A 21,742-nucleotide genomic window follows, 5' to 3' on the forward strand; every position below is an offset into this window, starting at 1 on the left:
AAGGCGCGACGAGGGCGCGGTGCAGGCACCGTAACCGAGGAGCAACGCAGGGCTGGCTCGAAAGACTCCGGCTCTCCCTTCCCCGCGCTTCAGCGCCTCTTCCCCACAACACCTCCCCTCCATTCTTCCAGTGAATTCTGGTGGTTGGTATGAGAACACTTGAGAGAGGAAGACGGCTACTTGAAGCAGTTGGCGTTCGGTTCGGAGCCCATGAGAAATTCCAAGGTGGCCCCGGCCTTGAGGTCGGCGTGGGTGAAAAAGGGCTTCTCCAGCTTCTCTCCATTGAGGGTGGCCTCTTGGATGTAAAGATTTTCCGGACTGTTGTTCACCGTCCGGACCGTGAATTCCTTCCCGTTGGTCATGGGAATGACCACTTCATCAAAGATAGGCCGACCAATGGAGTAGACTGGATCGACCGGGCTGAAAGAGTAGAAGCCCATGGCATTCATGATATACCAAGCGGACATCTGTCCGCAGTCCTCATTTCCCGAAAGACCATTCGGGTCATTGAAGTAGAGCGTATCGAGAATTTGATCGACGAGCTTCTGCGTCTTCCACGATTGGCCCACATAGTTGTAGATGTGGGTGATGTGGTGACTTGGCTCGTTGCCGTGGGCATATTGACCAATCAAGCCTGAAATATCCGCCGAAACTTCTTCCCCCACTTGCTCCGAACTGGTGGTGAAGAGCTCGTCCAGCTTTTCGGTGAAAGGCTGGACTCCTCCGAAGAGATCGACCAGGCCGGGCACGTCGTGGGGCACAAACCAGGTCCATTGCCAGGCATTGCCCTCGCAGTAGTCGTCGGCGCGGTGCTGGGACTTTTTGGGATCAAAGGGTTCGCGCCATGAGCCATCCTCCATTTTCCCACGCATGAATCCCGTTTCTTGATCGAAGTAGGTGGCATAGCGTTTGGCGCGCTCCTGGTAGAGGGCCACGTCTTCGGTTTTCCCGAGGGCCTTCGCCATGTGAACCATGCACCAATCGTTGTACGCATATTCGAGCGCCTTGGCCACGGACTCGACGTCCTTGTCACTCGGGATGTAGCCCTTGGTATCGTTGTAATACTTGCCAATCGGGTTGAGCTTTTCCCGCACGATTTCATTGGGGTAAAGAAAGTCGTTGTCCTCTCGAAAGTGAATCGATTTTTTCATGGCTTCGTAAGCCTTTTCGACATCGAAGTCTCGCACGCCTTTCATGTAAGCCTCAGCAATCACGCTGACCGCGTGGGAGCCGATCATGGTGCCGGTGTAGTTGGCATCGAGTTCCCATTTTGGAAGAATCCCGCCTTGATCATATTGGTGGAGGAGCGTCCGCACCAGGTCATTGTTGTATTCCGGATCGATGATGTTCAGCAGCGGATGGAAGGTTCGGAAGGTGTCCCAGAGAGAGAACACGGTGTAGACTTGGTCTTCGGTTTCATGGATGCGCTGGTCCATGCCGCGGTAGCGACCATCCACGTCCACGAAAAGATAGGGAGCGAGGGCCGTGTGGTAGAGCGCGGTGTAGAAGATGGTCTTCTCGTCTTCACTTCCCCCTTGCACCTGAATGGCATGGAGCTTTTCACTCCAAGCGGCTTCGGCTTCTTGGCGAACACGATCAAAGTCCCAATCAGTGATTTCGCTTTCAAGGTTTTGGCGGGCACCCTTGTAATCGACCGAGGAAATGCCGACCTTCGCTTGGACTTGCTTCTCGCCCTCCGTCTCGAAGCGGAGAATGGCCTGCACGTTCCCGCTAGCAATGGCCCACTTGCCGGTGAACTCCTGGCCGTTTTCGAACAGTTGGACCGTGAAAGGTTGGTCGAACTTGGCGTGGAAGTAGACGTGGTGATTGCGCGCCCAACCTCGCGTGCGCTTGTAGCCCTCGATCTCGGTATCGCTGATGGCACGCAATTCGGTCACTGGATTTTGGTGGCCATGAATGGTGTGGGCCAAATCGATGACCAAGCCGGCCTCGGAAGCATCTTCGAAGGTGTAACGATGAAAGCCGGCTCGGGGAGAAGCTGTCAGCTCGGCGTCGATCTGGTAATCCTCCAGCCAAACGCGGTAGTAGCCGGGAGAGGCTTCCTCTCGCTCATGGCTGAAGCGGGAACGATACCCGGAGTCGGGATTGTCCGCCTTGCCTGCCACTCGCTGGCCCTTGCCCACGAAAGGCATGAAAAGAACATCCCCCTTGTCTCCAATGCCCGTGCCACTCATGTGAGTGTGGCTGAAACCCAGGATGGAAGTATCGCTGTAATGATAGCCCGCACAGGCGTCCCAACCCAGCAGCCGGGTGTCGGGGCTGAGCTGGACCATGCCATTGGGAACGGTCGCCCCCGGAAAGGTGTGCCCGTGGCCCCCGGTGCCGATGAAAGGATCGACGTATTCCAAGGGATCGATGACGCCCTCCGCCTGAAGGCCGAGAGGAAGAAGGCCGCTTGCGAGGAGAGCGGCCCAGCAGGGTTTGCGAGTAAAAGGATTCGTCATGGAGAGAAAAGATGAGGGTCAAATTACGCTGAAGATGGGCTCAGCCATTCAATTGGTTCAAGGCAAAGGCGTAAGCGCCCATGGCAATTGCCTCGCTCGTTCCCAGCCGGGACATGCCGACTCCGAGGCGGGCTTGGGGGTCGTAACTGACTTTTTGATCGGTTCCGGGCACCGTCACGGTCCGGCGATCCCCTTCTAGGAATGAATGGACTTGCGACTCGTCCTGCAAATTGTAAACCTGCGGCACGAGGCGACGGAACGGGCTGCCATCCGGCCCCGTGTAATGGCCATTCAGCTCGTCCACCAGCGGTTGCAAAAAGAGCTGAGAAGCCCCCGAGAGGCCTCCTCCGATGACCGCTAAGCCATCGATCAAGGTCAAAGCTTGGCCCATGGCATCCCCCACCACTTCGCCCATGGTGCGGAAGGCTTCGACCGCCGCCGCTTGGTGGCCGGCTTGCTCTCCCATCCCAATCTCGTAGATGTCTTTCGGTTCGGGAGTCTCTTCCAAAGTGATTCCCGCCTTCTCCGCGTAGACCCGACGGACGGCGCGAATGCTGGCCCCCTCCTCGGCGTTCATCTCCGGGGCCAATTTATTGCGGAGAAGCCACACTTCGCCCGCCCCCGAATTGTCTCCTATAAAGAGCTGCCCATCGCGCACAATCCCGCCGCCAAAGCCGGTTCCGAGCGTGATGCCGAAAAGGTTCCGGTAGCGCTTCGGGCTGCCACTCTCTGCCAGCATCTTGTTCACAGCGGGCAGGAGGCCGCCAATGGCTTCGCCATACACGAAGAGATCCCCATCGTTGTTGATGAAGGTGGGAATCCCAAACTCTCCCTGCAACATCGGCCCGAGGGCGATGCCTCCACGGAAACTGGGCAAGTTGCCGAGGTCTCCGATGATGCCGTTGGGGTAATCAGCGGGCCCGGGGAAAGCGAAGCTAATGGCCTGGGGCGGGGCCGGACACTTTTCTTTCACTTCGGCAAATCCCCTCACGATTCCCTGCAAACAAGCCGAGAGGTCATCCGCGTGGGAGGGCTTGGCGATTTCTTCGACCACCGGCTTGCCTGCCTGCATGGCCGAAAAGCGGAAGTTGGTGCCCCCGGCATCGAGGGTCATGACGACGCGTTGGTCAGAGTGGAGATCCATTTTTCGTGTTGTTGGGGGTGGAGGAGAGGTGCGACTGGCGCGGCCCTGCCTGAGAAATCGCCCTCGTGACCGAGGTCATTTCCCGTGCGGACCGGGCTTAGCCCTCGGGGGAAACGGCCTTCTTCTTCCCTCCCAAAAGAGAGAGCACCAGGAGATAGGCAAAACAGACAGCCGGAACGATGAAGGCCCAGGTGCCGGCTCCCAAATCGAGCAGGCGACTCATCAAAAGCGGCACGATGGCCCCGCCCGAAATGGCCATGCACATGAGACCACTCAGCTCGCTCGCCCGATCGGGATCTTCCTCCACCGTAATGGAGAAAAGCATGGGCCAGATGTTGGCAAAGCCGAGGCCTCCCAAGATGACTGCCACGACCGCCAAGGCCTTGATTCCAAGCATCAAAAGAACCACCCCGATCAAACCAAGCAGCGCTGAGAAGATGAAACAAGTGCGCGGCGAAATCACCGTGAGAACCCCGCCTGCCACCAAACGTCCAATCGTGACCACCAAGAAAAAGCAGGCCGGGCCAAAGCTGGCCGCCGCCTGCTCATCCAATCCGATCTCCTTGAGCATCGGAAGGAGAAAGGTCGCCATGCAGACTTCCGCGCCGACGTAGAGAAAAATTCCGAGCACAGCCAGGGCGAAAACGGGCTTTTTGAGAAGCCCCAAACTGGAAGCAATGCTCGGGGGCACTTCGGCCTTGGCCTCGTCGATTTTCATGAAGGCCACCCAGACGAAAGCCAGAGCCATCAAGACGAAAAAGATGGGGAAAACGCCTCGCCACTCCATGCCTTTGAAAAGGGCAATCGTGGCAATGATGCTCACGAGGTAGGCTGAAGCCGTACTGCCGAGACCCTTGATCCCTTGCGCCAAACTCAGGTTTCGGCTGTAGGCTCCCTCCGAGCTGACATCTCGCATGATCGGGTTTCCAGCCACTTGCAAAAAGGTCGTGCCCACGCCGAGCACGAAAATGCAGACCAACAGCACCACAAAACCTGGATCGACCAAGGCCGGAATCAGCATGGCCAAGGCGTTCAGCCCGAGGCCCAGCAGGAGAAGCTTCTTCTTGCCGATGCGTGCGGCCAAAACCCCACCGGGGACGCTGAAAGCCGCGAAGGCGATGAAGACAAAGAACGGGAGAAGCGTCGCGAGCGTGTTGCTCAGCTCGTAGTTCTCCTTCACGGCGGCCGACATCGGGCCCATGGCATCAGCCACGCCCATGACGAGGAATGCAAGAAAGATGGGAAGGGTTTTCATGAGGGGTTGCGTAGACAGCTGGGGTTGGACAAGCGCCCATTTGGGCGGCTTTCAACTAGCGGGGCTGTCAGAGAGACACAAGCTCAAAATCCGAGCAAAATCGGTCTTCCTCAAGCTTCCAACCAAATGGGGCTCGACCAGGCGAGGTGCCCATTTTCCTGGGTGACCCGGAGGTAATAGTAGGCGCCACCCCCCTGCTCAGCGAAATCCTCATCCACAAATTCGCCAGCATACTGTGCTCCCTCCAGGCCCTCTTCGATCGTGGCAATGACCCGACTGTCCCGCAAGATCTCCACTCGCTCGAGTGGCAAGACGCCTTCCGCCTGGATCTGCAAACGCGGGGCCGCGGCCAGGCCGGCTGGCTGGCCATACCACGCTCCATTGACATGGAGATCGACGAAGATTTTGTCCCCCGTCGTGGCAAAGGTCCTTCCAGATCGTAGCGCCTCCACCACGCCCGCTTGGCTCAGCTCTTTGACCCAGAGCGCGGCCAGGCCGACCCCGATCCCATTGTGATCGCCACTCGCGATGAAGCCCATGCGGTAGCCTTTCTCACGGAGCGCGTAGTCGAGGAAAGCCTTCTCGTTTTGGATGGGGCGGTGGCGGCTCACGTTCAGCTCGCGCGGGCATCCGGGATACTCGGCATTCCCCCGACATTGGAAGACTTCGACAACCGTTTGGTAGCGAGGGTCATGCACCTCCCAGTCGGTCGGGTGCACCTCATCGGCCGGGTGATGGGGAATGGTCACACAATCGATCTCCCTCTCCCGCAAAAATTCCCAGAGCTTGGTCGCGTTTTCTGTCTCGGGGCTATGGACTGAAAAAATCTCGTGACGATTCCGCACGAATTTCCGGGCCTCTTGGATCGAGGGGAAAACCAAGTTTTTGTGGCCCACTCCGTGGCCGATTTCCCGCTTCCGCCCGTTGCTCAGGGTCCACTCAAAGGCGGGCAGCGGGAGGAAGGCTTCCGATTCCTGGTAGAACTGCACCATCCGCAGGCTCTTGCGCCAGTAGACCTCGGTCATGGTGTAGCCGTGATCGGTATTCCCCATGACATCATAGCCCTCGGAGAACATTCCGAAGCGGTAATCATCATGCACGGTCCCATCACACCCGGCCGGCCAGCAGCTGGAGTTGTTGGAGTGCTCGTGGAAATTGCCCAAGACCAAGGTGTAGATCTCTCCTCCCAGCTCCTTGGTTCGACGCGCCACCCTCGGCCGCCCGCTGAAGACCGGGAAAAAGTTCTCCCTCGGAACCGCCTCTTTCACGATCGCTTCCTTCAGCGCCAGCGCACCCTCCTCGGCGCCGAAGGTCGGCCCGCTCCACCGCAGGAGTTCCAACTGATTAACCCGTTGCCGCACCACCCCCTCTTCCAAAAGAGGGTTCTCGTCTTCCTTCGAAAAAGTCTCCTCCGGCACGAAAGCCATTTCGAGACTTCCGTCTGAGTCGACCAACACGGCCGGCCGAAACAAATCCCCTTTTTGCCGAGTCTGGAAAAACTCCACCGGCTCGGCCCATTCCCCATCCAGCCAAGAAACGCGATACTTCCAAAAAGGGCTGCCCGAAAAATCGCCCCCGCAGGCTGTCACCAAAAAGAGATGCCCTGCTGGGTCTTTTACAAAAGTCGGAAGGTGATCGTTCTTGCCAGCGAAAACAAAGCGACCCCTGCGCGAGCATTCCAGAATGCGGCCCTCGTGGTAGCAGACCAAGCCGCAGATGCGATCGCCGGTGAAGTTGTCTCCATCCTCCAGGCGACTGGTCTCCCGGTTGTTTTCCCAACTCACCCAAACCCTGCCCTTCTCATCGATCCCGACCGCCGGGTGAGTGTTGAGATTGACCCGATCACGCAGGCCGCCGCCTTCGGCGATCGGGACGGTCTTTTCGAGCGCCAAGCGGCTGCCGTTGAAAATCCGCAGTTCGACATGGCGGTCCACCCCCTCCGTGACCCCACTCGCGAGATAGAGCTGCCCGGCCTCATCCGCGGCCAGGGCGGGTTCCATGAGAGACCGATCGCCCCCTCCCCGGATTTCCACCGGTTCCGCCCAGGCTCCTTTCTCATACCGACTCAGGAAAAGGCTCAAGCGCCCTTGCGAAAAGGACTCCCAGGCAATCCAATGTCGGTCCTCGGAGGCCGAGCAAAGCACTGGGCCGAGAAAGCGCCCCCTCCCCCCCTCAAAAACCTGAGGCTGCCCAAAAGACCCGCCTTCCCAGAGCGAGACGGCGATCTTCCATACTCCGTCCTCGATCTGGTTCCACGCCACCACCGGTCGACCTCCCGGAGCGCAGGAGGCAGCGGGATACTCAAACTGTCCCGCCTCGGAGGTGACGGGCGCTTGTTCCCGCCAGGTGGCATCGGTTTTCCGAAAGCAGGAAATCACTTCCTGGTCTGCGGGATAGGGGAGACGCCGCAGCGAAAACATCCAATCCCCTTCCTGACCGTCTGAGACGAGAACCGGATGCTCTTCGTGCTCGTCATCCAGCTCGGTCAAAGACAGGCGACTGAGCATCTCAAAGGAATGGGCCGGACTGGGCACCCCGACCGGCGTGGCCACCTCGTCCACCGGGCAACAAGCACCGCCACAAGAGGCGGCGCGACTGGAAGCGGTCGCTCCCGAGGCGGCCAAAAGACCGATCCGTCTCACAAATTCGCGTCGTTTCATGGGGGTGGGAGCGGAGGAGGGGGACTAGTTTTGGTCGCGCGTGGCAGGGTCGAGTCGCAGGTAGGGCTCGGCCTCCAAGTCGATCTCACCACGCAGGAGTCGCCCGGCTTGGCCCGTCAGCCAGAGGTAATGGTCATTGGGCACTCCTTCTTCAAAGGCCAAAAACCGGACCTCCCCCTCCTCCACCGGTGGGTTGAGATCGCATTTGAAAATGGCGGTCGCCTCATCCACCTCGTCGAACATGGCCACATAAAGCATCTCGGCCTCCGCCCCCACGGCTCCCGCAATCAAATCCCAGTAAAATTTCCCCTTCTGCCGGGGAATCTGATTGAGGGAATGAACGCCCCCGAACTCTTCCCGGCTAAGATTGAACCAAGAGAAGCCGGGATACACGCAGGGCGCATAGTCCAGGCCTTGGGCGCGGCACCAGGCCAAGTCCTCTCGCACCTTGGCCGCGAAGCGTTCCTTTTCGGCGTGGAGCAGCGGGGTGTAGCGCTGCGGATTCCAAGGCATGACCACATCCGCCATCCGCAGAACCTCGTGGAGATAGGGATCGGGACGGGCATCGATGGCCAAGTCCCGGAAATAAGCCGGCACGCCCAGCATGACCGAGCACCCGCCATACTCCGGGTCGTTTTTCAGGAAATCGAGCAGCCTATCGATCCCGATCTTGCGGATATCGTAAGGCCGATCAGGAAAGCCCAAGCCCCAAATGGCGACCAAAGGCTTTCCGCGATGGTAGAGATAGGTCTGGTCCGGGCCCTGGTTCGTGATCTTCATGGCATCGACCAACTCCTTCCAATCCTGAATGACCGAAGAGCAATCTTCCCCCGAGGCGCGCAGGCCCGAGAGGTCATACATCACGGCCATCGCGCGACCATACTTCTGGGAAGCCTGGAGGGCCTCTCCCAAAATCTTGCGGGTGGCTTTCCGTCGCTCGGGGGTCCGGGTGCGCTCGAAAAAGCGCTGCAAGAAAACGCCATCCACCCCATACTCCTGCATCCAACGGAAGTGGAGATCGACCGTGCTGGCGTCGTACGAACTGAAAACTTGCGCGACTGTGCCATCCGGTTTGCGAAAAGCCGTGGGGTAGGTGGTTTCATACTCCGACACGTCCGGCCAAAGATCGATCGTGACATGCGCGGCATCGAACCGGCCATCGCTCCCGAAATGGCTCCAGCCCTGCCCGCTCTCATCGCCCTCCGCTCGGAACCAGCCTTGGTAACCCGCCATCACGCGTCCGGTGTAGGAGGGGTAGAGGCTGCTGGGGCCGTGCTTGCTTTCCGCTCCGGCCGGACTCGCCACGAGGAGTCCCATACTGCTGACCAAGAGCGCCTTCCGTAAATTGGTTTCTCTTCCCATACTGCCGCTTTCTCATGAAAAAGACGTCCGGGGAAACAGGATTCTTGCATCGCACCCCGCTGCTCCTCTGCCTCTGGCGCATAAAGCATCAGGAACAGCCTAAAGAAAAAGGCGGTCGGCACTTTGGGACTTGGTAACCGCCCCTCCCTAGGGCAGCCTGCGGGGCTCATGCCTCTCTCGACCCAGGAACGGGCCTCCGCCTTGGCCCAAGCCGCTGCCCCTTTTCCCGAGCTCTCGCGGGTCAGCCAGTCGGCGCTTGTTTCTCTTTTGGAGTGGGAACTCGGGCACCCCGAAGTGCTGGATGGGTTTCAGAAATACGGCGACTTGCAAACCCGCGCCCAACCCTGCACTCCCCTGCTCCACGTGGTCAGCGGCAACACCCCTCACGCGGCCCTGCAAACCCTTCTCCGCGGACTTCTCCTGGGCGCGCACAACCTGGTCAAGCTGCCGACCGGTGGCCTTCCCGCGGTGAGCGCCTTTCTCGCCCGACTCCCGGAGGCACTCCAAAGGCTCGTCGAAACCAGCGAGACCCTGCCCGAAACCTGGCTGGCGAGGGCCGAGGCGGTCCTCGTTTTCGGGAACGATGAAACCATCGCCGCCCTCCATCGCCAACTCCGCCCCGAGCAAGTCTTCCTGCCGCATGGCCACCGCTTCAGCCTGGGAGTCATCTGGGAAGGCGCCGATCTGGCCCCGGCGGCGGCCCGGGCGGCGCGCGATGTCCGCCTCTTCGACCAAGCAGGCTGCGTTTCCCCCCAGGCCTTTTATGTCGCAGGCCAGGGCCAAGCTCTCGTCTTCGCGGCCGCTCTCGCGCAGGAACTGGAAGCGCAACGAAGCCTGCTTCCGGCCTCCCCCCTCAGCTCGGCTGAGGCCTCGGCCGTGTTTTCCCTCCGGCAAGCCTTCCTCTTCCGGAGCGCCAATGACCCCACCGTTCGACTCTTCGCGAGCGAGGACGATCTCGATTGGACAGTGCTCTTCGACCAAGAGAGCGCTTTTGTGGCCAGCCCGGGGAACCGATGTGTCTGGGTCAAGCCCTTGCCACCGCGGCCACAGGACTTTCTCCGAGCCCTCGGCCCGACTGCCCCAGGGCTTTCCACCGTAAGCGCCTTTCCCCTCGATGAGGCGGCGCGGGATTACCTCGAGCCTCTCGGTGCCATCCGCCTGGCCCCGCTCGGACAAGCCCAAGAGCCCTCCCTCCTCTGGCACCAAGATGGGCGCGCGGTGCTCTCTCCGCTTGTGAAATGGACTGACTTCGGATGAAAGCACTCAGCGGTTCCGCCGACAGCGTTCGCTGCAATACTTGACCTCGTCCCAAACCTTCTCCCACTTCTTCCGCCACGCGAAAGGACGCCCACAAACCGGGCAAATTTTCTCAGGCAAGTGCGGCTTTTTGTGAGCCATCCGGCTTACTCTTTGGAAAGAGGGAAAAGGAAAGGGATGGCCCGCGGAGGCTCCCGGGTGGGCGGACTGGTTCGAGCTTGGTCGACCCTTTCAGCGGTTTTTCAAGAAGTGGCGAGAGACTTTCCCAACCTCTTTTGGCCGCTGGGCATCAGAGAGAGGACGCCCGCTTGTCCTTCTCGATCGAGGCGTAGGCGTTGTGATTGTGGATGGACTCGTAGTTTTCGGCCTCCACGCGATACCAGAGAATGTCGTCGTGCGCATTGGCCTTGGCGGCCACATTCCGCACCAGATCTTCCACGAAGACCGGGTTGTCATAGGCCGCCTCGGTCACGTGCTTTTCGTCGGGGCGCTTGAGGAGGCTGTAGAGGCGGCTGCTGGCGCACGATTCCACCAATTCGATCAAGTCCTCGATCCAAATCGGCCTCTCAAAACGGACGGCGAAGGTGACCAGCCCGCGTTGATTGTGGGCCCCCCGGGCGCTGATGGCCTTCGAGCAGGGGCAGAGCGTGGTGACCGGGACTTCCACTGTCACTTGGAAATCGACTGCCTCCTCCGTGCCATCGACGTCGAAGATGACCCCATAATCGAGCAAACCTGGCTGGCCGCTGACCGGGGCCAAGCGCTCTAAAAAGTAAGGGAAGCGGAACTCCAAATGCGCCCGCTCCGCGGCCAGGCGCTTGCGCAATTCGCGCGGCATGGCCGCCATGTTGGTGACTGTGATTTCGGGACCGTGGGCATTGAGCACCTCCAGAAAGCGGCTCATGTGGGTGCCCTTGAACTGGTGCGGGAGGTCGACTGCCAGAGAGACCGTGGCCACGCTTTGCTGGAGCGCCTCTTTTTTATCCCGGATGCGGACGGGGAAACGGAGACTTTTGACGCCCACGCGGTCGATGGCGATGCGCCGCTGGTCGCGCTGGCTTTGGGTGTCTTGCAGTTCCGGGACGGGCGGAAACTCGATCGGCTTGGCAGTCATGATGGGACGAAAAAGGGCAGCCTCGGGCTGCCCTGTCTCGGAGACTTCTCTCGTGAAAGAAACTAGGAAAAGGGCCTGCCTTTAGGGCATCAAGTTGATGGCGCGGGCGTGCTTGATTTCTCGAGTGATCTTGCGGTGCAGCTTGGCGGAAACGCCTGTAATCCGGCGCGGCATGATCTTGCCCGTTTCGGTAGTGAACTTGGAAAGAAATTCAGGATTGAGGTAGCTGACCTTGGCCGCAGGGATGTTCAGCCGACGAGCCGGCAGCTTTTTGTTGGCCCGGCGGAAGGCGATGAGGCGTTCTTTGGTCTTGGGTTCCATGAGAGAAAAGAAGTGAGGTCAGCGGAGTTCCCGGTGGAGGGTGCGGCGGTTCAAGAACGGATTGAATTTCACCTTCTCCAAGCGCCCCGGCGTGCGTAGGCTCTTCTTATTGCGAGTGGTCACGTAGCGGGAAGGCGGTTTGCCCTGCGCTTTCGCTTCGGTGCATTCAAGGGTAATGATGTCTCTAGCCATGGTCTCAGCGGGAAGGGCGGGAATGGTAGCGCCGAATCCTCAGTCATCAACTGAATCTTCGGAAGAATTCTCCTCAGAAGAACCCTCCAACCCGAAGGCGGAGTAGGCCCGAGCGCGGTTGCCATACAACTTCATCTGGCGCTCGAACTCGGACTGGCATTCCACCGTCAGCCGGGCAAAGGGAATGGCCTCCATCCGAAGCTCAGGGATTTCTTTTCGCGAAACCTCGCAGACGCCATAGGTCCCATCTTCCACTCGCTTGAGCGCCAGCTCGATTTCCTGGAAGGCGTCCTGTTCCTGGGAAAGCAAACTGAGCGCGAAATCCCGGTCGTAGGCGTCGCTCCCCGCGTCCGCTTGGTGCATGCCGAAGGCGGAGGAATCGCCATCGCCTCGGATGGTATTGCCGACCACCCCTTCCATGGCGTCCACCAGCTCGTCCCGCAGCTCGAGCAACTTGGCCTTCTGCTTGGCTAGGAATTTTTTGCGCTTGGCCGTCAGCTTCGGCACCGGCAGGGGGATGACGGTGGGCTCGACCGGTTCAGGCTTGGCCGCCCTAGCTTTAGCCGTCGCCTTTTTCTTCGGCTTGGGCTTTTCCGCGAGCGGCTTGGTGGCCGCTTTTTTCGTGGCCACTTGAGTCGCGGCTTTCTTTTTGGAGGCCGCTTTCTTAGGGGCCGCCTTCTTCACCACTTTTTTGGCCACCTTTTTTTTCGGGGCGACCGCAGCCTTCTTCTTGGCGACTTTTTTCTTGGGAGCCGCTTTCGGAGCCGCCTTTTTCTTGGCCGCTTTCTTTACGGGCGCCTTTTTCTTGGCCGTCTTCTTGGGGGCTGCTTTTTTCTTGGGGGACTTCTTCGCCATCTTCGTGGGAACTCTGGTCAATGGTGCCACTCCCACGGTGCCCGGGAGCAAGGGCCGGATTGTGAACCAATAACGGGCCGAGGCAACCCGAAATTCAGCCGAGCGGCCACAGGAGCGGGATCGCGATGGTGGCCGTCATCCACAGGAGCAAATTGAGCGGAATGCCCACGCGAAAGAAGTCCGAGAAGCGATAGCCCCCCGCCCCGTAGACGAAGGTGTTGGTTTGGTAGCCAATCGGCGTCGAAAAGCTGGCACTGGCGCCGAACATGACCGCCACCACCAGGCCCAAAGGATTCTCCCACTCGAGAGCCTTCCCGATTTCGAGGACGATGGGGGTGAAGACGGCGGCGACCGCGTTGTTGCTAATAATTTCCGTCATGATGGAGGTCGTGAGGTAGACGACCGCCACCACCACGAAGGGGTTGGGCGCTCCGCCGACCGCAGCCACTAGCCAGCTGCCGATGGTGTTGGCCAGGCCGGTCACATCGACCGCCATCCCGATCGCGATCATCCCGAAAATCAGAAAGAGAATCCGCCAATCAATCGCGTCGTAGGCCTCCTTCGCCGTGAGGCAGCCCGCAAAAAGAGTCAGGAGCATGACCCCGAAAGCGATGACCACCGTGGGCACGGTGGAGAAGGCTCCCAAAAGAATGAAAGCGGCCAAGGCCACGATGGCCCAGGGCGCCTTTTCCTGTCGGTCGGCAAAGCCCTCCGCCGCACTCAAGTTGATGAAGTCCCTCTCATCGAAGAGCTTGCGCATCTTGTCAGCAGGTCCCTGCACCAGGACCGTATCGCCAAACTCCAGCTTGGTGTTCTCGAAGCGGTCCCGCAGATTCTCTCCCTGGCGATGAACAGCCAGGATGAGCACCCCGTACCGCTGCCGGAAATGCAGCTCTTTGAGCGTTTTCCCAGTCAAGCGCGAGTCTGGGCCCACCATGCCCTCCATGAGCACAGCTGACTCCGTGCGGACGCTTCCCAGACCCATTTCCGTCTCCGACTCCACCTCCATGCCCTCGGTCTCCGAGACCTTCATGACCCCTTCCATGCGGCCCTTCATAACGAGCTGGTCGCCCGCTTCAAACACCAAGTGGTTGAGCGGAGTGGCCACCACTCGCCCATTTCGGATGACTTCGATCAAGCGGATCGTTCGAAGCTTGGCCAGGGGGGAGTCCGCGTAGCTGACCCCATCTAGCGTGTGGTTCTTGCGAATGTAGGCTTGGGTGAGGTATTCCCGGTGCTCGTCCGCGTCGAAGAGCGTGGAGAGAGTGATCCGATCGGGGAGCAAGCGACGCCCCACCGTCAGGAGGTAGGCCGCCACCACCGTCAGATAAATCAGACCCAGGAGCGTGATGTCGAACATCCGGAAAGGCGTCAAGCCACTCTCGGCCGCGATCTCGGCCGCGATGATATTGGTCGAGGTGCCAATGAGCGTGCAAGTGCCTCCGGCGATGGCGGCATAGGAAAGCGGAATGAGAAACCGGGAAGCGATCAAATCATGTTTCCGACACAGCTTCAGTAGGATGGGGAGAAAGACCACCACGACCGGAGTATTGTTCACAAAGCCCGAAAGCGGCCCCACGATGACAATGATTAACGCCAGGATGCGAAGAGGCTTGCCCTGCGACCAAGCTTCAAAGCCACGGCCGAGGGCCTCGATGACTCCCGTTTTATCGAGAGCCGCGCTCAGGACAAACATGCAGGCCACGATGAGCGGGGCCGAATTGCTGAAGGCACCCAGCCCTTTCTCGAGCGGCAAAATCCCGAGCGCCAAAAGCAAAAACATCCCCGAAATCGCCAAAAGATCGGGCGTGAACCATTCGCGCATGAAGCCGAGGAAGACCACCAGAATGAGCGCGCCCACCACGGCCTGATCCCACCAAGCTGGAAGAAATTCCGTAAGAGAGGCCGCGAACATCCGGGCCGGATACTAGGAGAACCTGCCGGAAAGTTCCAGCGGGGATCTCGCGCAAATCGGGCAAGCCACCGCAAGAAACCTTTCGCACCGCCACGCCCCTCGCTCCAGGGTGCCCCCATGCCAATCCTCCTCATCGCCTTGGGTGCGCTAGTGGCCTACCTCGTGGCCTATCACACCTACGGCCGCTGGCTGGCGCGCAAAATCTTTCGGGTCCATCCCGACAATGAAGTGCCCAGCCGCCAGCTGGAAGACGGCAGCGACTTCGTGCCCACCTCCCGCTCCGTCGTCTTCGGTCACCATTTCACCTCCATCGCGGGCACTGGACCGATTGTGGGCCCGGCCCTCGCTGTCATCTGGGGGTGGCTACCCGCCCTTCTGTGGGTGCTTTTGGGCTCCATTTTCATCGGTGCCGTTCACGACTTCTCGGCCCTCATGGTCTCCTTGCGCAATAGAGGGCAGACCGTCGGCGACATCGCCGGACGCGTCTTGAGCCAGCGCTCCCGGGTGCTCTTTCTCTCGGTCCTCTTCCTCGCACTCACCATCGTGTTGGCCATCTTTGGGCTCGTCATCGCGAGCGTCTTTCGGCTCTACCCGCAGTCGATCTTCCCCTGCCTGCTGCAGATCCCCATCGCACTTGCCATCGGCTACTTTCTCCATCGCCAAGGAGCGGGGCTTCTCCTCCCGAGCTTGGCCACTCTCGCCTTGATGTATCTGGCGGTCGCATTCGGAAACCAAGGTCCGCTCGGGGCCTTCAATCAATCGCTGGCGGCATGGCCCCTCGTCCAGTGGGTCATCGTCTTGTTGCTCTACTCCTGGATCGCCTCGGTCCTACCCGTCTGGTCCCTCTTGCAGCCGCGCGACTACATCAATAGCCTCCAGCTCGTCAGCACCCTGGGACTCCTGTTCTTCGGCCTGGTGGCGGCTGCGCTCTGGGGGCTCGAAAGCGATGGCCAAACTCGCCCTCTCGCCCTGGCCGCCCCCACCATCCAAAGCCAGCCCGAAGGCGCGCCCTCCCTCTTCCCCTTTCTCTTCATCACCATCGCCTGCGGAGCCATTTCCGGATTTCATTGCTTGGTCTCCTCTGGGACCTCCTCCAAACAACTCCGCAGCGAAGCCGACGCGCAATTCGTGGGCTTTGGCTCCATGCTGACCGAAGGGTTCCTGGCGGTCATGGTGATCTTGGCCTGCGTGGCCGGGCTGGGTCTAGGCGCCAAAGAACTGGTGGCCCAGCCCGAAACCGGAAAACTCATGGCCAGCCAGGACCTGGTCTATGGCGCGGACGCCTACCTCAATCGCTACCAGAGCTGGGCCCAAGCCGGAGGGCTGGCCGAAAAACTGGGGGCCTTCGTCGAAGGATCGGCCAATTTTCTGCGAGCCTTCGGGCTTCCCCTCCCCTTCGCCGTGGCCCTCATGGGAGTCTTTGTGGCCTCCTTCGCCGCCACCACCCTCGACACCGCCTGCCGCCTCCAACGCTACGTCGTGCAAGAATTGGCTGCCTCCCTTGGAGGAAAAGCCGACGCCCGGAAGACACCTCTCGACTGGCTAACCGGCAAACACGGCGCGACCATTTTCGCCATCACTATCGCGGCCGTCATCGCCACCATCCCCATGAAACCCGGCGCTCCCGCCGGCACCGGCGGCATGATCCTCTGGCCCCTTTTTGGCGCTACCAATCAACTGCTTGGCGGACTCGCCTTCGTCGTCGTCGCTTTTTGGCTCCGACGACGCCATCTCCCCATCGCCTTCCTCCAAGGCCCCATGATCCTCATGCTGCTCCTTCCCGCAGTCGCCCTCAGCATCAACTTGATCGACTTCTGGTCCGCAGGCAGTTGGCTGCTCGTCGCCTTCGGAATCGCCACCCTCGCCTTGGAGCTATGGATCTTGATCGAAGTCTGGATCGCTTGGCCCCGAATCCGTGGTGTCCTCGAAGAACCGCTGCCCCCCCTTCGACCGAAACCGAAAGGAGCTCGGTCCTGCTAGCCGACTTCAAAGCGCCTTGCCTTGGGGAGAGTGTAGAGGCACCCTAAAAGGGATAAGGACTTTCATGCGAATTCCCCACCACTTTTTCCCTTTCCGGGAAATCTTCTTGCTTGCTTTATCGGGCACCCTTCACGCCGAAAGCCAGCCACGGCCCCCTCTTAGGGAAGTCGTTTCCGGGGCGGAGATCAAAATCGCCATTCCTGAAGCCCAAGAAACCATCCAAGTCTCTTGGTGGATTTTAAACTCAGGAACCGGAGCGCTCTACTCTACCGAAACTCTCACTCCCAAATCGGACGAAGACTTCCAGCTCCTCCTCAAACCACCCTTGGTCAAACGAGAAACGCGGTTCATCGTCCGAAGCGAAGGAGCGGAATTTTTACCTATCGAACTAGCCGTATTTCCCCCTGATTCTCTCAGTTGGCTAAAAAAACCACCCTGTCTTGGTTGATGTCTCTGTATGGCCCACACTCCCGGAACTCTTGGAGAAACACGGAGTTCGCTTAGCCAAAGAGATCACCGCATTCGCAATGCTGAATCCTACCTCGAAAAGGCGCACTCCATCCATCATAACCCGGTTCAGGCAGGATTCGTCTTCTGACTCACGAGGAGCTACACTACAAAAACCCAGCCTTGGTGGGCCGCGACGTCCCCGGCGCGGCGGGTGCGATGAGCCGATTGGCAAACCACTCACCCACCCAAGGGCTTTCCGGCTATCGATCACTTGGGTAAGGCTGCACCCAGAACATGAACTCTTCACCCACCGCGCCGGGGACGTCGCGGGCCACCGGAGAATGAGGTGAACCCGCAAAACGGAGCCAGGAAGTAGTTGAAGAACTTGAGCGATGAACACCACCTCATTGCGTAGAAGGGAGTCGTTCCCATACGACTATTTCAAACGCGGCTCCATTCACGTCGCTCTTCACCACTTTTTCTCGAGATTTTTCTTCCCAAGCAGATTCGTCCCAGTCCGGGAAGGCCACATCGCCTTCTGAATTGATTTCCACGAAGGTTAGGACCAAGCGGTCTATTAGGGGCAGGGCCATTTCATAGGTGGCGGCGCCCCCCGCCACCACCAACTCCGCCGCCCCCGCAAGGCGGGCCTTCTCGATGGCCTCTTCGACGGTGCCCACCACGTTTTCGGCCAGGTCATAATTCGCTTGGCTCGTCAGCACGACCGGCGTTCGCTCTCCAAACCAGCCGATCATTTCCTCATAGGTCCGTCGGCCGACCAGCATCCATTTTCGGTCGGTGTAGCTGCGAAAGTGCTCCTTTTCTTTCGGTAGGTCCCAAGGGAGCCCGCCGACTCGTCGACCGATCATGCCGTGGCGATCCATCGCCGCAATGAGAGAGACAATCATTTTAGAAAGGCTCTCTTCCAGTCACTCGGAATCCTCTTCTTCCATCCGCCTTTTCCAGCGACCAACCAAGTCGGGGCGTTGTTGGTTAAAGACATTGAAAATGTGCGCCGCGAAGCCGGAGCCCGCTTCTCCGTAGAGATTGAAGGCCGTGTCCACGCCGAGTCGTTTCAGCTCCTTGACGTCATCGTCAAACTTCCCGGTGGCCGCGACCACCCCTTGGAAGTCATGTCGCTGGAGAGTTTCGGCCGCGTGGACGTTGGCACTGTGTTTCGGCATGGCCAGAACCACGAGATCGAGTTGGTCTCTCACTTTGGCTTTTTCCCAGAAGTCGGAGTCGGTGGCGTCCGCTAGTTTCACATTGCGTCCTTGCTCCTGATGGAGATCGACGGAGGCCGGATCGCGGTCGAAGGCGATCACCTTGCCAGGAAACGTGGCGTTGAGCGCTTTGTAAGCGGCGAAGCCCACTCGACCCATCCCAAAGATCGCCACCCGGGCCTCACCAAAGACCACGGGAAGGTCATCGGGATGCCGCCCTCGCGTCTCCAGCTTTTTCAGGAAATGACTGATGGGATCATACAATTCCTCCGCCCGCCGTCCCAAGGGAGCTGCCACCAAAATGCTGAGAGAAATGGCCACCGCCATGGCCACCAACCAGTCGGGAGAAATCCACTCTAGCTTGGCGGCCAGCGCTAGGACGATCAGCCCAAATTCGCTGTAAGTGGAGAGTGACAAGCCCGCCAGCCAAGCGGTGCGGGCCCGAAGCCGGAATCGGGTCAGAATGACCAAAAAAGCCGCGCTTTTGAAGGGTAGGAGGACCAAAAACCCAAGCCCCCACAGGACTCCATTGACTGAGAGAGTGCTGGTGAGGCCAATTTGCAGAAAGAAGCCGATCAAGAAGAGATCGGTGATCCCGATAAGCGATTTGCTGATTTCCTTCGCCTTGGCGTGGTAGCCTACCAGGACCCCCACAAAGAGGGCCCCCAAGTCCGCTTTGAGCTTGACGGTCTCAAAGCCCTGGGCCCCGACAAAGAGCGCAAGAAAGAGCCCGCAGAGCAAGACCAGCTCCCCATGACCTGAGCGGGCCACCAACCACCCCAGCCATTGGCGGCCCAGCACGAGAGCCGCAATCAACAAAATCGCCCACCAGGCCGGAATCTTTCCCGTGGAAAAGGTCAGGAACAGCACGGCCAGGATATCCTGCATGATGAGAATGCCGATGGCGACCCGGCCGTGCATCGCCCCCATCTCGCCGTTTTCCTCCAGGCTTTTGACCGCAAAGACGGTGCTCGAAAAACTGAGCGCGAAAGCCAACAACAAAGCGGTCTTCCATTCCAATCCCACCAACAATCCACCCACCAAGACCAAGAGGGGGGTGAAGACCAACACCACGAGCGAGGCATGGATGGTGGTGCCGGCCCAGATCTCGGCCCGGGCGAGCGTCCGCAGACGCAATTTGATCCCAATCGTGAAGAGCATCAGCGTGACACCGAGATCGGCCAGCGTCGAGAGAGCAGCGCTTCCCTCGAGACCAAAAGCCCTCAAGACAAAGCCCGATACCAAAAAGCCCACCAGAGGAGGCAAGCGGAAGTGCTGAGCCACCAGGCCAAAGGCAAACGCCACCGCAATCAAAAGAGGCTCCATCCTTTGCACCAAGCCGATTCTATGCCGCCAAGCCAGCGGCAAATCACTCCCAAGCAAAAAAGAAAGCCCAGCAGCCGATTCCACCCCGGAGGACGGTGGCACGCCCAAGAAGCGGGCCCCTCCTCCTCTGGACGCGGAATGAAAAAATCTTGCACCCCCCCTTCTCCTGGCAGGGCAATAGGGCCGGCGGGATTCGAACCCGCGACCAAAGGATTATGAGTCCTCTGCTCTAACCGCTGAGCTACAGCCCCTGGAAGGCAAAGGGGAAGGTTACCCGAGCCGCCCTCCCCTGCTAGCGAAAACATTTCTGGTTCTCTCCTTATACCAAGCTCCAGAATTCACTGGTAGAATGGAGGGAAGGTGGTGTGGGGAAGAGGCGCTGAAGCGCGGGGAAGGAAGAGCCGGTGTCTTTCGAGCCAGCCCTGCGTTGGGCATGCGTTTCGGACAGGCTGGCGAAAAGGCGTTGGCTGGCCCCGACGAAGGGGCCGGGGCCGTTGGCTTCCTCTGCTTGTCTCCCAAAGCGGCTGCAAGTTCGCCTGTCTCAAGCACGTAGATCGACCGTGACGGGAACCCATTGGCAGGCGGTTCCTTTCCTGTTATCAAAGCCGTCTGATCCATTCCAAAAATGCGAAGGTCGCCCAGCGCGATTTTCAAGTGACTCTCCGCTCACCAAAAGACCAGCACCCTTCCCGAATCCATGAGACTCCCTCCATTTCTTCTCTGCTTCCTGGCGTTTCCGATCTCCTCCCTCCTTCTGCCGCTCACGGCTCTGGCCGGACCCAACATCGTTCTCGTCATGACCGACGATCAGGGTTGGGGGCAAACGGGCTACAATGGCCACCCCCTTTTGAAAACGCCCCATCTGGACGAGATGGCGGCCCATGGTTTGCGCTTTGATCGCTTTTATGCCGGGGCCCCCGTCTGCTCCCCGACCCGCGCGAGCGTCCTGACTGGTCGGCATAGCGATCGGACCGGCGTCCCTAGCCATGGCCATGCTCTCCGCTTGCAAGAAAAGTCGCTCGCCCAAGCCCTCCGCGAGGTCGGCTACCAAACGGGCCATTTCGGGAAATGGCACTTGAACGGCCTTCGGGGGCACGGGGTACCCTTGCTCCACGATGACAAACACAGTCCCGGAGCTTTTGGCTTCAGCGAATGGTTATCGGTCACCAATTACTTCGATGTGAATCCGCTTTTGAGTCGGAAAGGGGACTTTGTCGACTTCCAAGGGGACAGCTCATCGGTGATCGTCCGCGAGGCGCTCCGTTTCATGGCCGCCGCCCACGAAGCCGAAACCCCTTTCTTAGCGGTCATTTGGGATGGCTCCCCGCACACTCCTTTTTTTGCGAGCGAAGAGGACCAACAGGCCTTTGCGAACTTGGACGAGAAGAGTCGTCTCCACTATGCCGAATTGGTGGCATTTGATCGCAGCATCGGCGCTCTCCGGGCAGGCCTCCGCGAACTCGGGGCCGCCCAAGACACTCTGATCTGGTATTGCAGTGACAATGGTGGATTGAACGGGATGAAGCCTGAAACCACAGGCGGCCTGCGAGGTCACAAGGGGAGTCTTTGGGAAGGTGGCTTGCGGGTCCCCGGTATCATAGAATGGCCAGCCGGCATTCGTCCTCGTGTCACTGCCTTTCCCGCATCCACTATGGATATCTTCCCCACCCTGGCCGAGCTTTGTGGTCTTTCAGAGGATTGCTTCGTTTCCCCCGTGGATGGCAAGAGTCTGGTGCCTCTCTTCGAGGGTGAGATGGGGCCACGGCCGGAACCGATCGCTTTCCGCTTCCAAGGGCAAGCGGCCCTCATCGACAACGATTTCAAACTAGTGAAAGCGTGGGGTAGAAAGAACGCTTCTGGCCCTCGCTCCTTCGAACTCTACCATGTGGCCTCGGACCCCGGTGAAACGCAGGATCTCTCGAAGGAAAAGCCGGAATATTTCCAATCTCTCATCGACCAATGGCTCGCCTGGGAGGAATCGGTCAAGGCGAGCGTCGCCGGCAAAGACTATCCCGAAGGCCGAGTCCTACCGCTCGATCCTTCCGCTGAAAGGCGTTTCTGGCATGAAGATGAACGCTACCAAAAGCACTTCGAAGAGTTCAAAAAACGACCCGAGTATCAAAACTGGTTTGAGAGGATTGGGAAGAAGTGACCCCCTGCTTGGAACCCGAGCTACCAGCGGCCAAACCGAGTCACTCTCAAGCCTTGCGGGACGCACCGCCT

16 protein-coding genes and 1 tRNA gene are annotated in these 21,742 nt (G+C 59.5%); 3 read left to right on the top strand and 14 right to left on the bottom strand.

The annotated features are described in order from the left end of the window. Positions 1–176: 176 nt before the first annotated feature. The 5 genes from AAF555_03750 to AAF555_03770 all read right to left on the bottom strand — a co-directional run bounded on the left by AAF555_03750 (position 177) and on the right by AAF555_03770 (position 8,886). Positions 177–2,465 carry a GH92 family glycosyl hydrolase gene (locus AAF555_03750; protein ID MEM6910675.1) on the bottom strand — a complete coding sequence of 763 codons (2,289 nt, stop codon included), beginning with the start codon at positions 2,463–2,465 and terminating at the stop codon, positions 177–179. A gap of 40 nt (positions 2,466–2,505) precedes the next feature. Then, on the bottom strand, positions 2,506–3,609 hold the full coding sequence (locus AAF555_03755; protein ID MEM6910676.1) for an ROK family protein: 1,104 nt from the start codon (positions 3,607–3,609) through the stop codon (positions 2,506–2,508). 97 nt (positions 3,610–3,706) lie between these two features. Then, positions 3,707–4,864, bottom strand: coding sequence for an MFS transporter (locus AAF555_03760; GenBank protein MEM6910677.1), 1,158 nt, complete (start codon positions 4,862–4,864; stop codon positions 3,707–3,709). A gap of 110 nt (positions 4,865–4,974) precedes the next feature. Next, the gene (locus AAF555_03765) at positions 4,975–7,524 is read right to left on the bottom strand and encodes a hypothetical protein (GenBank protein ID MEM6910678.1); all 2,550 of its coding nucleotides are present in this window, start codon (positions 7,522–7,524) and stop codon (positions 4,975–4,977) included. A gap of 24 nt (positions 7,525–7,548) precedes the next feature. Beyond that, a complete protein-coding gene (locus AAF555_03770; protein MEM6910679.1) occupies positions 7,549–8,886 on the bottom strand; it encodes a glycoside hydrolase family 71/99-like protein in 1,338 nt (445 codons plus the stop codon). Between the two features lie 168 nt (positions 8,887–9,054). On the opposite strand from AAF555_03770, the gene AAF555_03775 reads away from it, so the two are divergent. Beyond that, entirely contained in the window at positions 9,055–10,143 is a 1,089-nt protein-coding gene (locus tag AAF555_03775; protein ID MEM6910680.1) for an acyl-CoA reductase, read from the top strand. Between the two features lie 6 nt (positions 10,144–10,149). Here AAF555_03775 and AAF555_03780 read toward each other — a convergent pair whose 3' ends face one another. From AAF555_03780 to AAF555_03805, 6 genes are all read right to left on the bottom strand, one after another. After that, positions 10,150–10,284 carry a DUF2256 domain-containing protein gene (locus AAF555_03780; GenBank protein ID MEM6910681.1) on the bottom strand — a complete coding sequence of 45 codons (135 nt, stop codon included), beginning with the start codon at positions 10,282–10,284 and terminating at the stop codon, positions 10,150–10,152. Positions 10,285–10,432: 148 nt separating this feature from the next. Further along, positions 10,433–11,257, bottom strand: a complete 825-nt coding sequence (folE2, locus tag AAF555_03785; protein MEM6910682.1) for a GTP cyclohydrolase FolE2 — start codon at positions 11,255–11,257, stop codon at positions 10,433–10,435. Positions 11,258–11,338: 81 nt separating this feature from the next. After that, the gene (gene rpsR / locus AAF555_03790) at positions 11,339–11,578 is read right to left on the bottom strand and encodes a 30S ribosomal protein S18 (protein MEM6910683.1); all 240 of its coding nucleotides are present in this window, start codon (positions 11,576–11,578) and stop codon (positions 11,339–11,341) included. 18 nt (positions 11,579–11,596) lie between these two features. Next, positions 11,597–11,770: a 50S ribosomal protein L33 gene (gene rpmG, locus AAF555_03795; protein MEM6910684.1), complete on the bottom strand. Its 174-nt coding sequence runs from the start codon at positions 11,768–11,770 to the stop codon at positions 11,597–11,599. Between the two features lie 39 nt (positions 11,771–11,809). Then, positions 11,810–12,625: a TraR/DksA family transcriptional regulator gene (locus AAF555_03800; protein ID MEM6910685.1), complete on the bottom strand. Its 816-nt coding sequence runs from the start codon at positions 12,623–12,625 to the stop codon at positions 11,810–11,812. Positions 12,626–12,719: 94 nt separating this feature from the next. Further along, positions 12,720–14,540, bottom strand: coding sequence for an SLC13 family permease (locus AAF555_03805; GenBank protein ID MEM6910686.1), 1,821 nt, complete (start codon positions 14,538–14,540; stop codon positions 12,720–12,722). 117 nt (positions 14,541–14,657) lie between these two features. On the opposite strand from AAF555_03805, the gene AAF555_03810 reads away from it, so the two are divergent. Continuing rightward, complete coding sequence (locus AAF555_03810) at positions 14,658–16,520, top strand: carbon starvation protein A (GenBank protein ID MEM6910687.1); 1,863 nt, start codon at positions 14,658–14,660, stop codon at positions 16,518–16,520. A gap of 854 nt (positions 16,521–17,374) precedes the next feature. Here AAF555_03810 and AAF555_03815 read toward each other — a convergent pair. From AAF555_03815 to AAF555_03825, 3 genes are all read right to left on the bottom strand, one after another. Then, complete coding sequence (locus AAF555_03815) at positions 17,375–17,878, bottom strand: dihydrofolate reductase (GenBank protein MEM6910688.1); 504 nt, start codon at positions 17,876–17,878, stop codon at positions 17,375–17,377. A gap of 21 nt (positions 17,879–17,899) precedes the next feature. Continuing rightward, positions 17,900–19,519, bottom strand: a complete 1,620-nt coding sequence (locus tag AAF555_03820) for a cation:proton antiporter family protein (GenBank protein MEM6910689.1) — start codon at positions 19,517–19,519, stop codon at positions 17,900–17,902. Between the two features lie 178 nt (positions 19,520–19,697). Next, positions 19,698–19,770 (bottom strand) — tRNA-Ile (locus AAF555_03825). A 446-nt stretch (positions 19,771–20,216) separates the two neighbouring features. On the opposite strand from AAF555_03825, the gene AAF555_03830 reads away from it, so the two are divergent. After that, on the top strand, positions 20,217–21,671 hold the full coding sequence (locus AAF555_03830; protein MEM6910690.1) for a sulfatase-like hydrolase/transferase: 1,455 nt from the start codon (positions 20,217–20,219) through the stop codon (positions 21,669–21,671). The last annotated feature ends 71 nt before the right edge of the window (positions 21,672–21,742 follow it).

The sequence above is a fragment of the Verrucomicrobiota bacterium genome (assembly GCA_039027815.1).
Classification (GTDB): Bacteria; Verrucomicrobiota; Verrucomicrobiia; order Verrucomicrobiales; family JBCCJK01; genus JBCCJK01.

Excerpts from the sequence above, each read along its gene's own strand:
- AAF555_03750 (MEM6910675.1), bottom strand. The coding sequence starts at position 2,465 with ATGACGAATCCTTTTACTCGCAAACCCTGCTGGGCCGCTCTCCTCGCA.
- AAF555_03755 (MEM6910676.1), bottom strand. The coding sequence starts at position 3,609 with ATGGATCTCCACTCTGACCAACGCGTCGTCATGACCCTCGATGCCGGG.
- AAF555_03760 (MEM6910677.1), bottom strand. The coding sequence starts at position 4,864 with ATGAAAACCCTTCCCATCTTTCTTGCATTCCTCGTCATGGGCGTGGCT.
- AAF555_03765 (MEM6910678.1), bottom strand. The coding sequence starts at position 7,524 with ATGAAACGACGCGAATTTGTGAGACGGATCGGTCTTTTGGCCGCCTCG.
- AAF555_03770 (MEM6910679.1), bottom strand. The coding sequence starts at position 8,886 with ATGGGAAGAGAAACCAATTTACGGAAGGCGCTCTTGGTCAGCAGTATG.
- AAF555_03775 (MEM6910680.1), top strand. The coding sequence starts at position 9,055 with ATGCCTCTCTCGACCCAGGAACGGGCCTCCGCCTTGGCCCAAGCCGCT.
- AAF555_03780 (MEM6910681.1), bottom strand. The coding sequence starts at position 10,284 with ATGGCTCACAAAAAGCCGCACTTGCCTGAGAAAATTTGCCCGGTTTGT.
- folE2 (MEM6910682.1), bottom strand. The coding sequence starts at position 11,257 with ATGACTGCCAAGCCGATCGAGTTTCCGCCCGTCCCGGAACTGCAAGAC.
- rpsR (MEM6910683.1), bottom strand. The coding sequence starts at position 11,578 with ATGGAACCCAAGACCAAAGAACGCCTCATCGCCTTCCGCCGGGCCAAC.
- rpmG (MEM6910684.1), bottom strand. The coding sequence starts at position 11,770 with ATGGCTAGAGACATCATTACCCTTGAATGCACCGAAGCGAAAGCGCAG.
- AAF555_03800 (MEM6910685.1), bottom strand. The coding sequence starts at position 12,625 with ATGGCGAAGAAGTCCCCCAAGAAAAAAGCAGCCCCCAAGAAGACGGCC.
- AAF555_03805 (MEM6910686.1), bottom strand. The coding sequence starts at position 14,540 with ATGTTCGCGGCCTCTCTTACGGAATTTCTTCCAGCTTGGTGGGATCAG.
- AAF555_03810 (MEM6910687.1), top strand. The coding sequence starts at position 14,658 with ATGCCAATCCTCCTCATCGCCTTGGGTGCGCTAGTGGCCTACCTCGTG.
- AAF555_03815 (MEM6910688.1), bottom strand. The coding sequence starts at position 17,878 with ATGATTGTCTCTCTCATTGCGGCGATGGATCGCCACGGCATGATCGGT.
- AAF555_03820 (MEM6910689.1), bottom strand. The coding sequence starts at position 19,519 with ATGGAGCCTCTTTTGATTGCGGTGGCGTTTGCCTTTGGCCTGGTGGCT.
- AAF555_03830 (MEM6910690.1), top strand. The coding sequence starts at position 20,217 with ATGAGACTCCCTCCATTTCTTCTCTGCTTCCTGGCGTTTCCGATCTCC.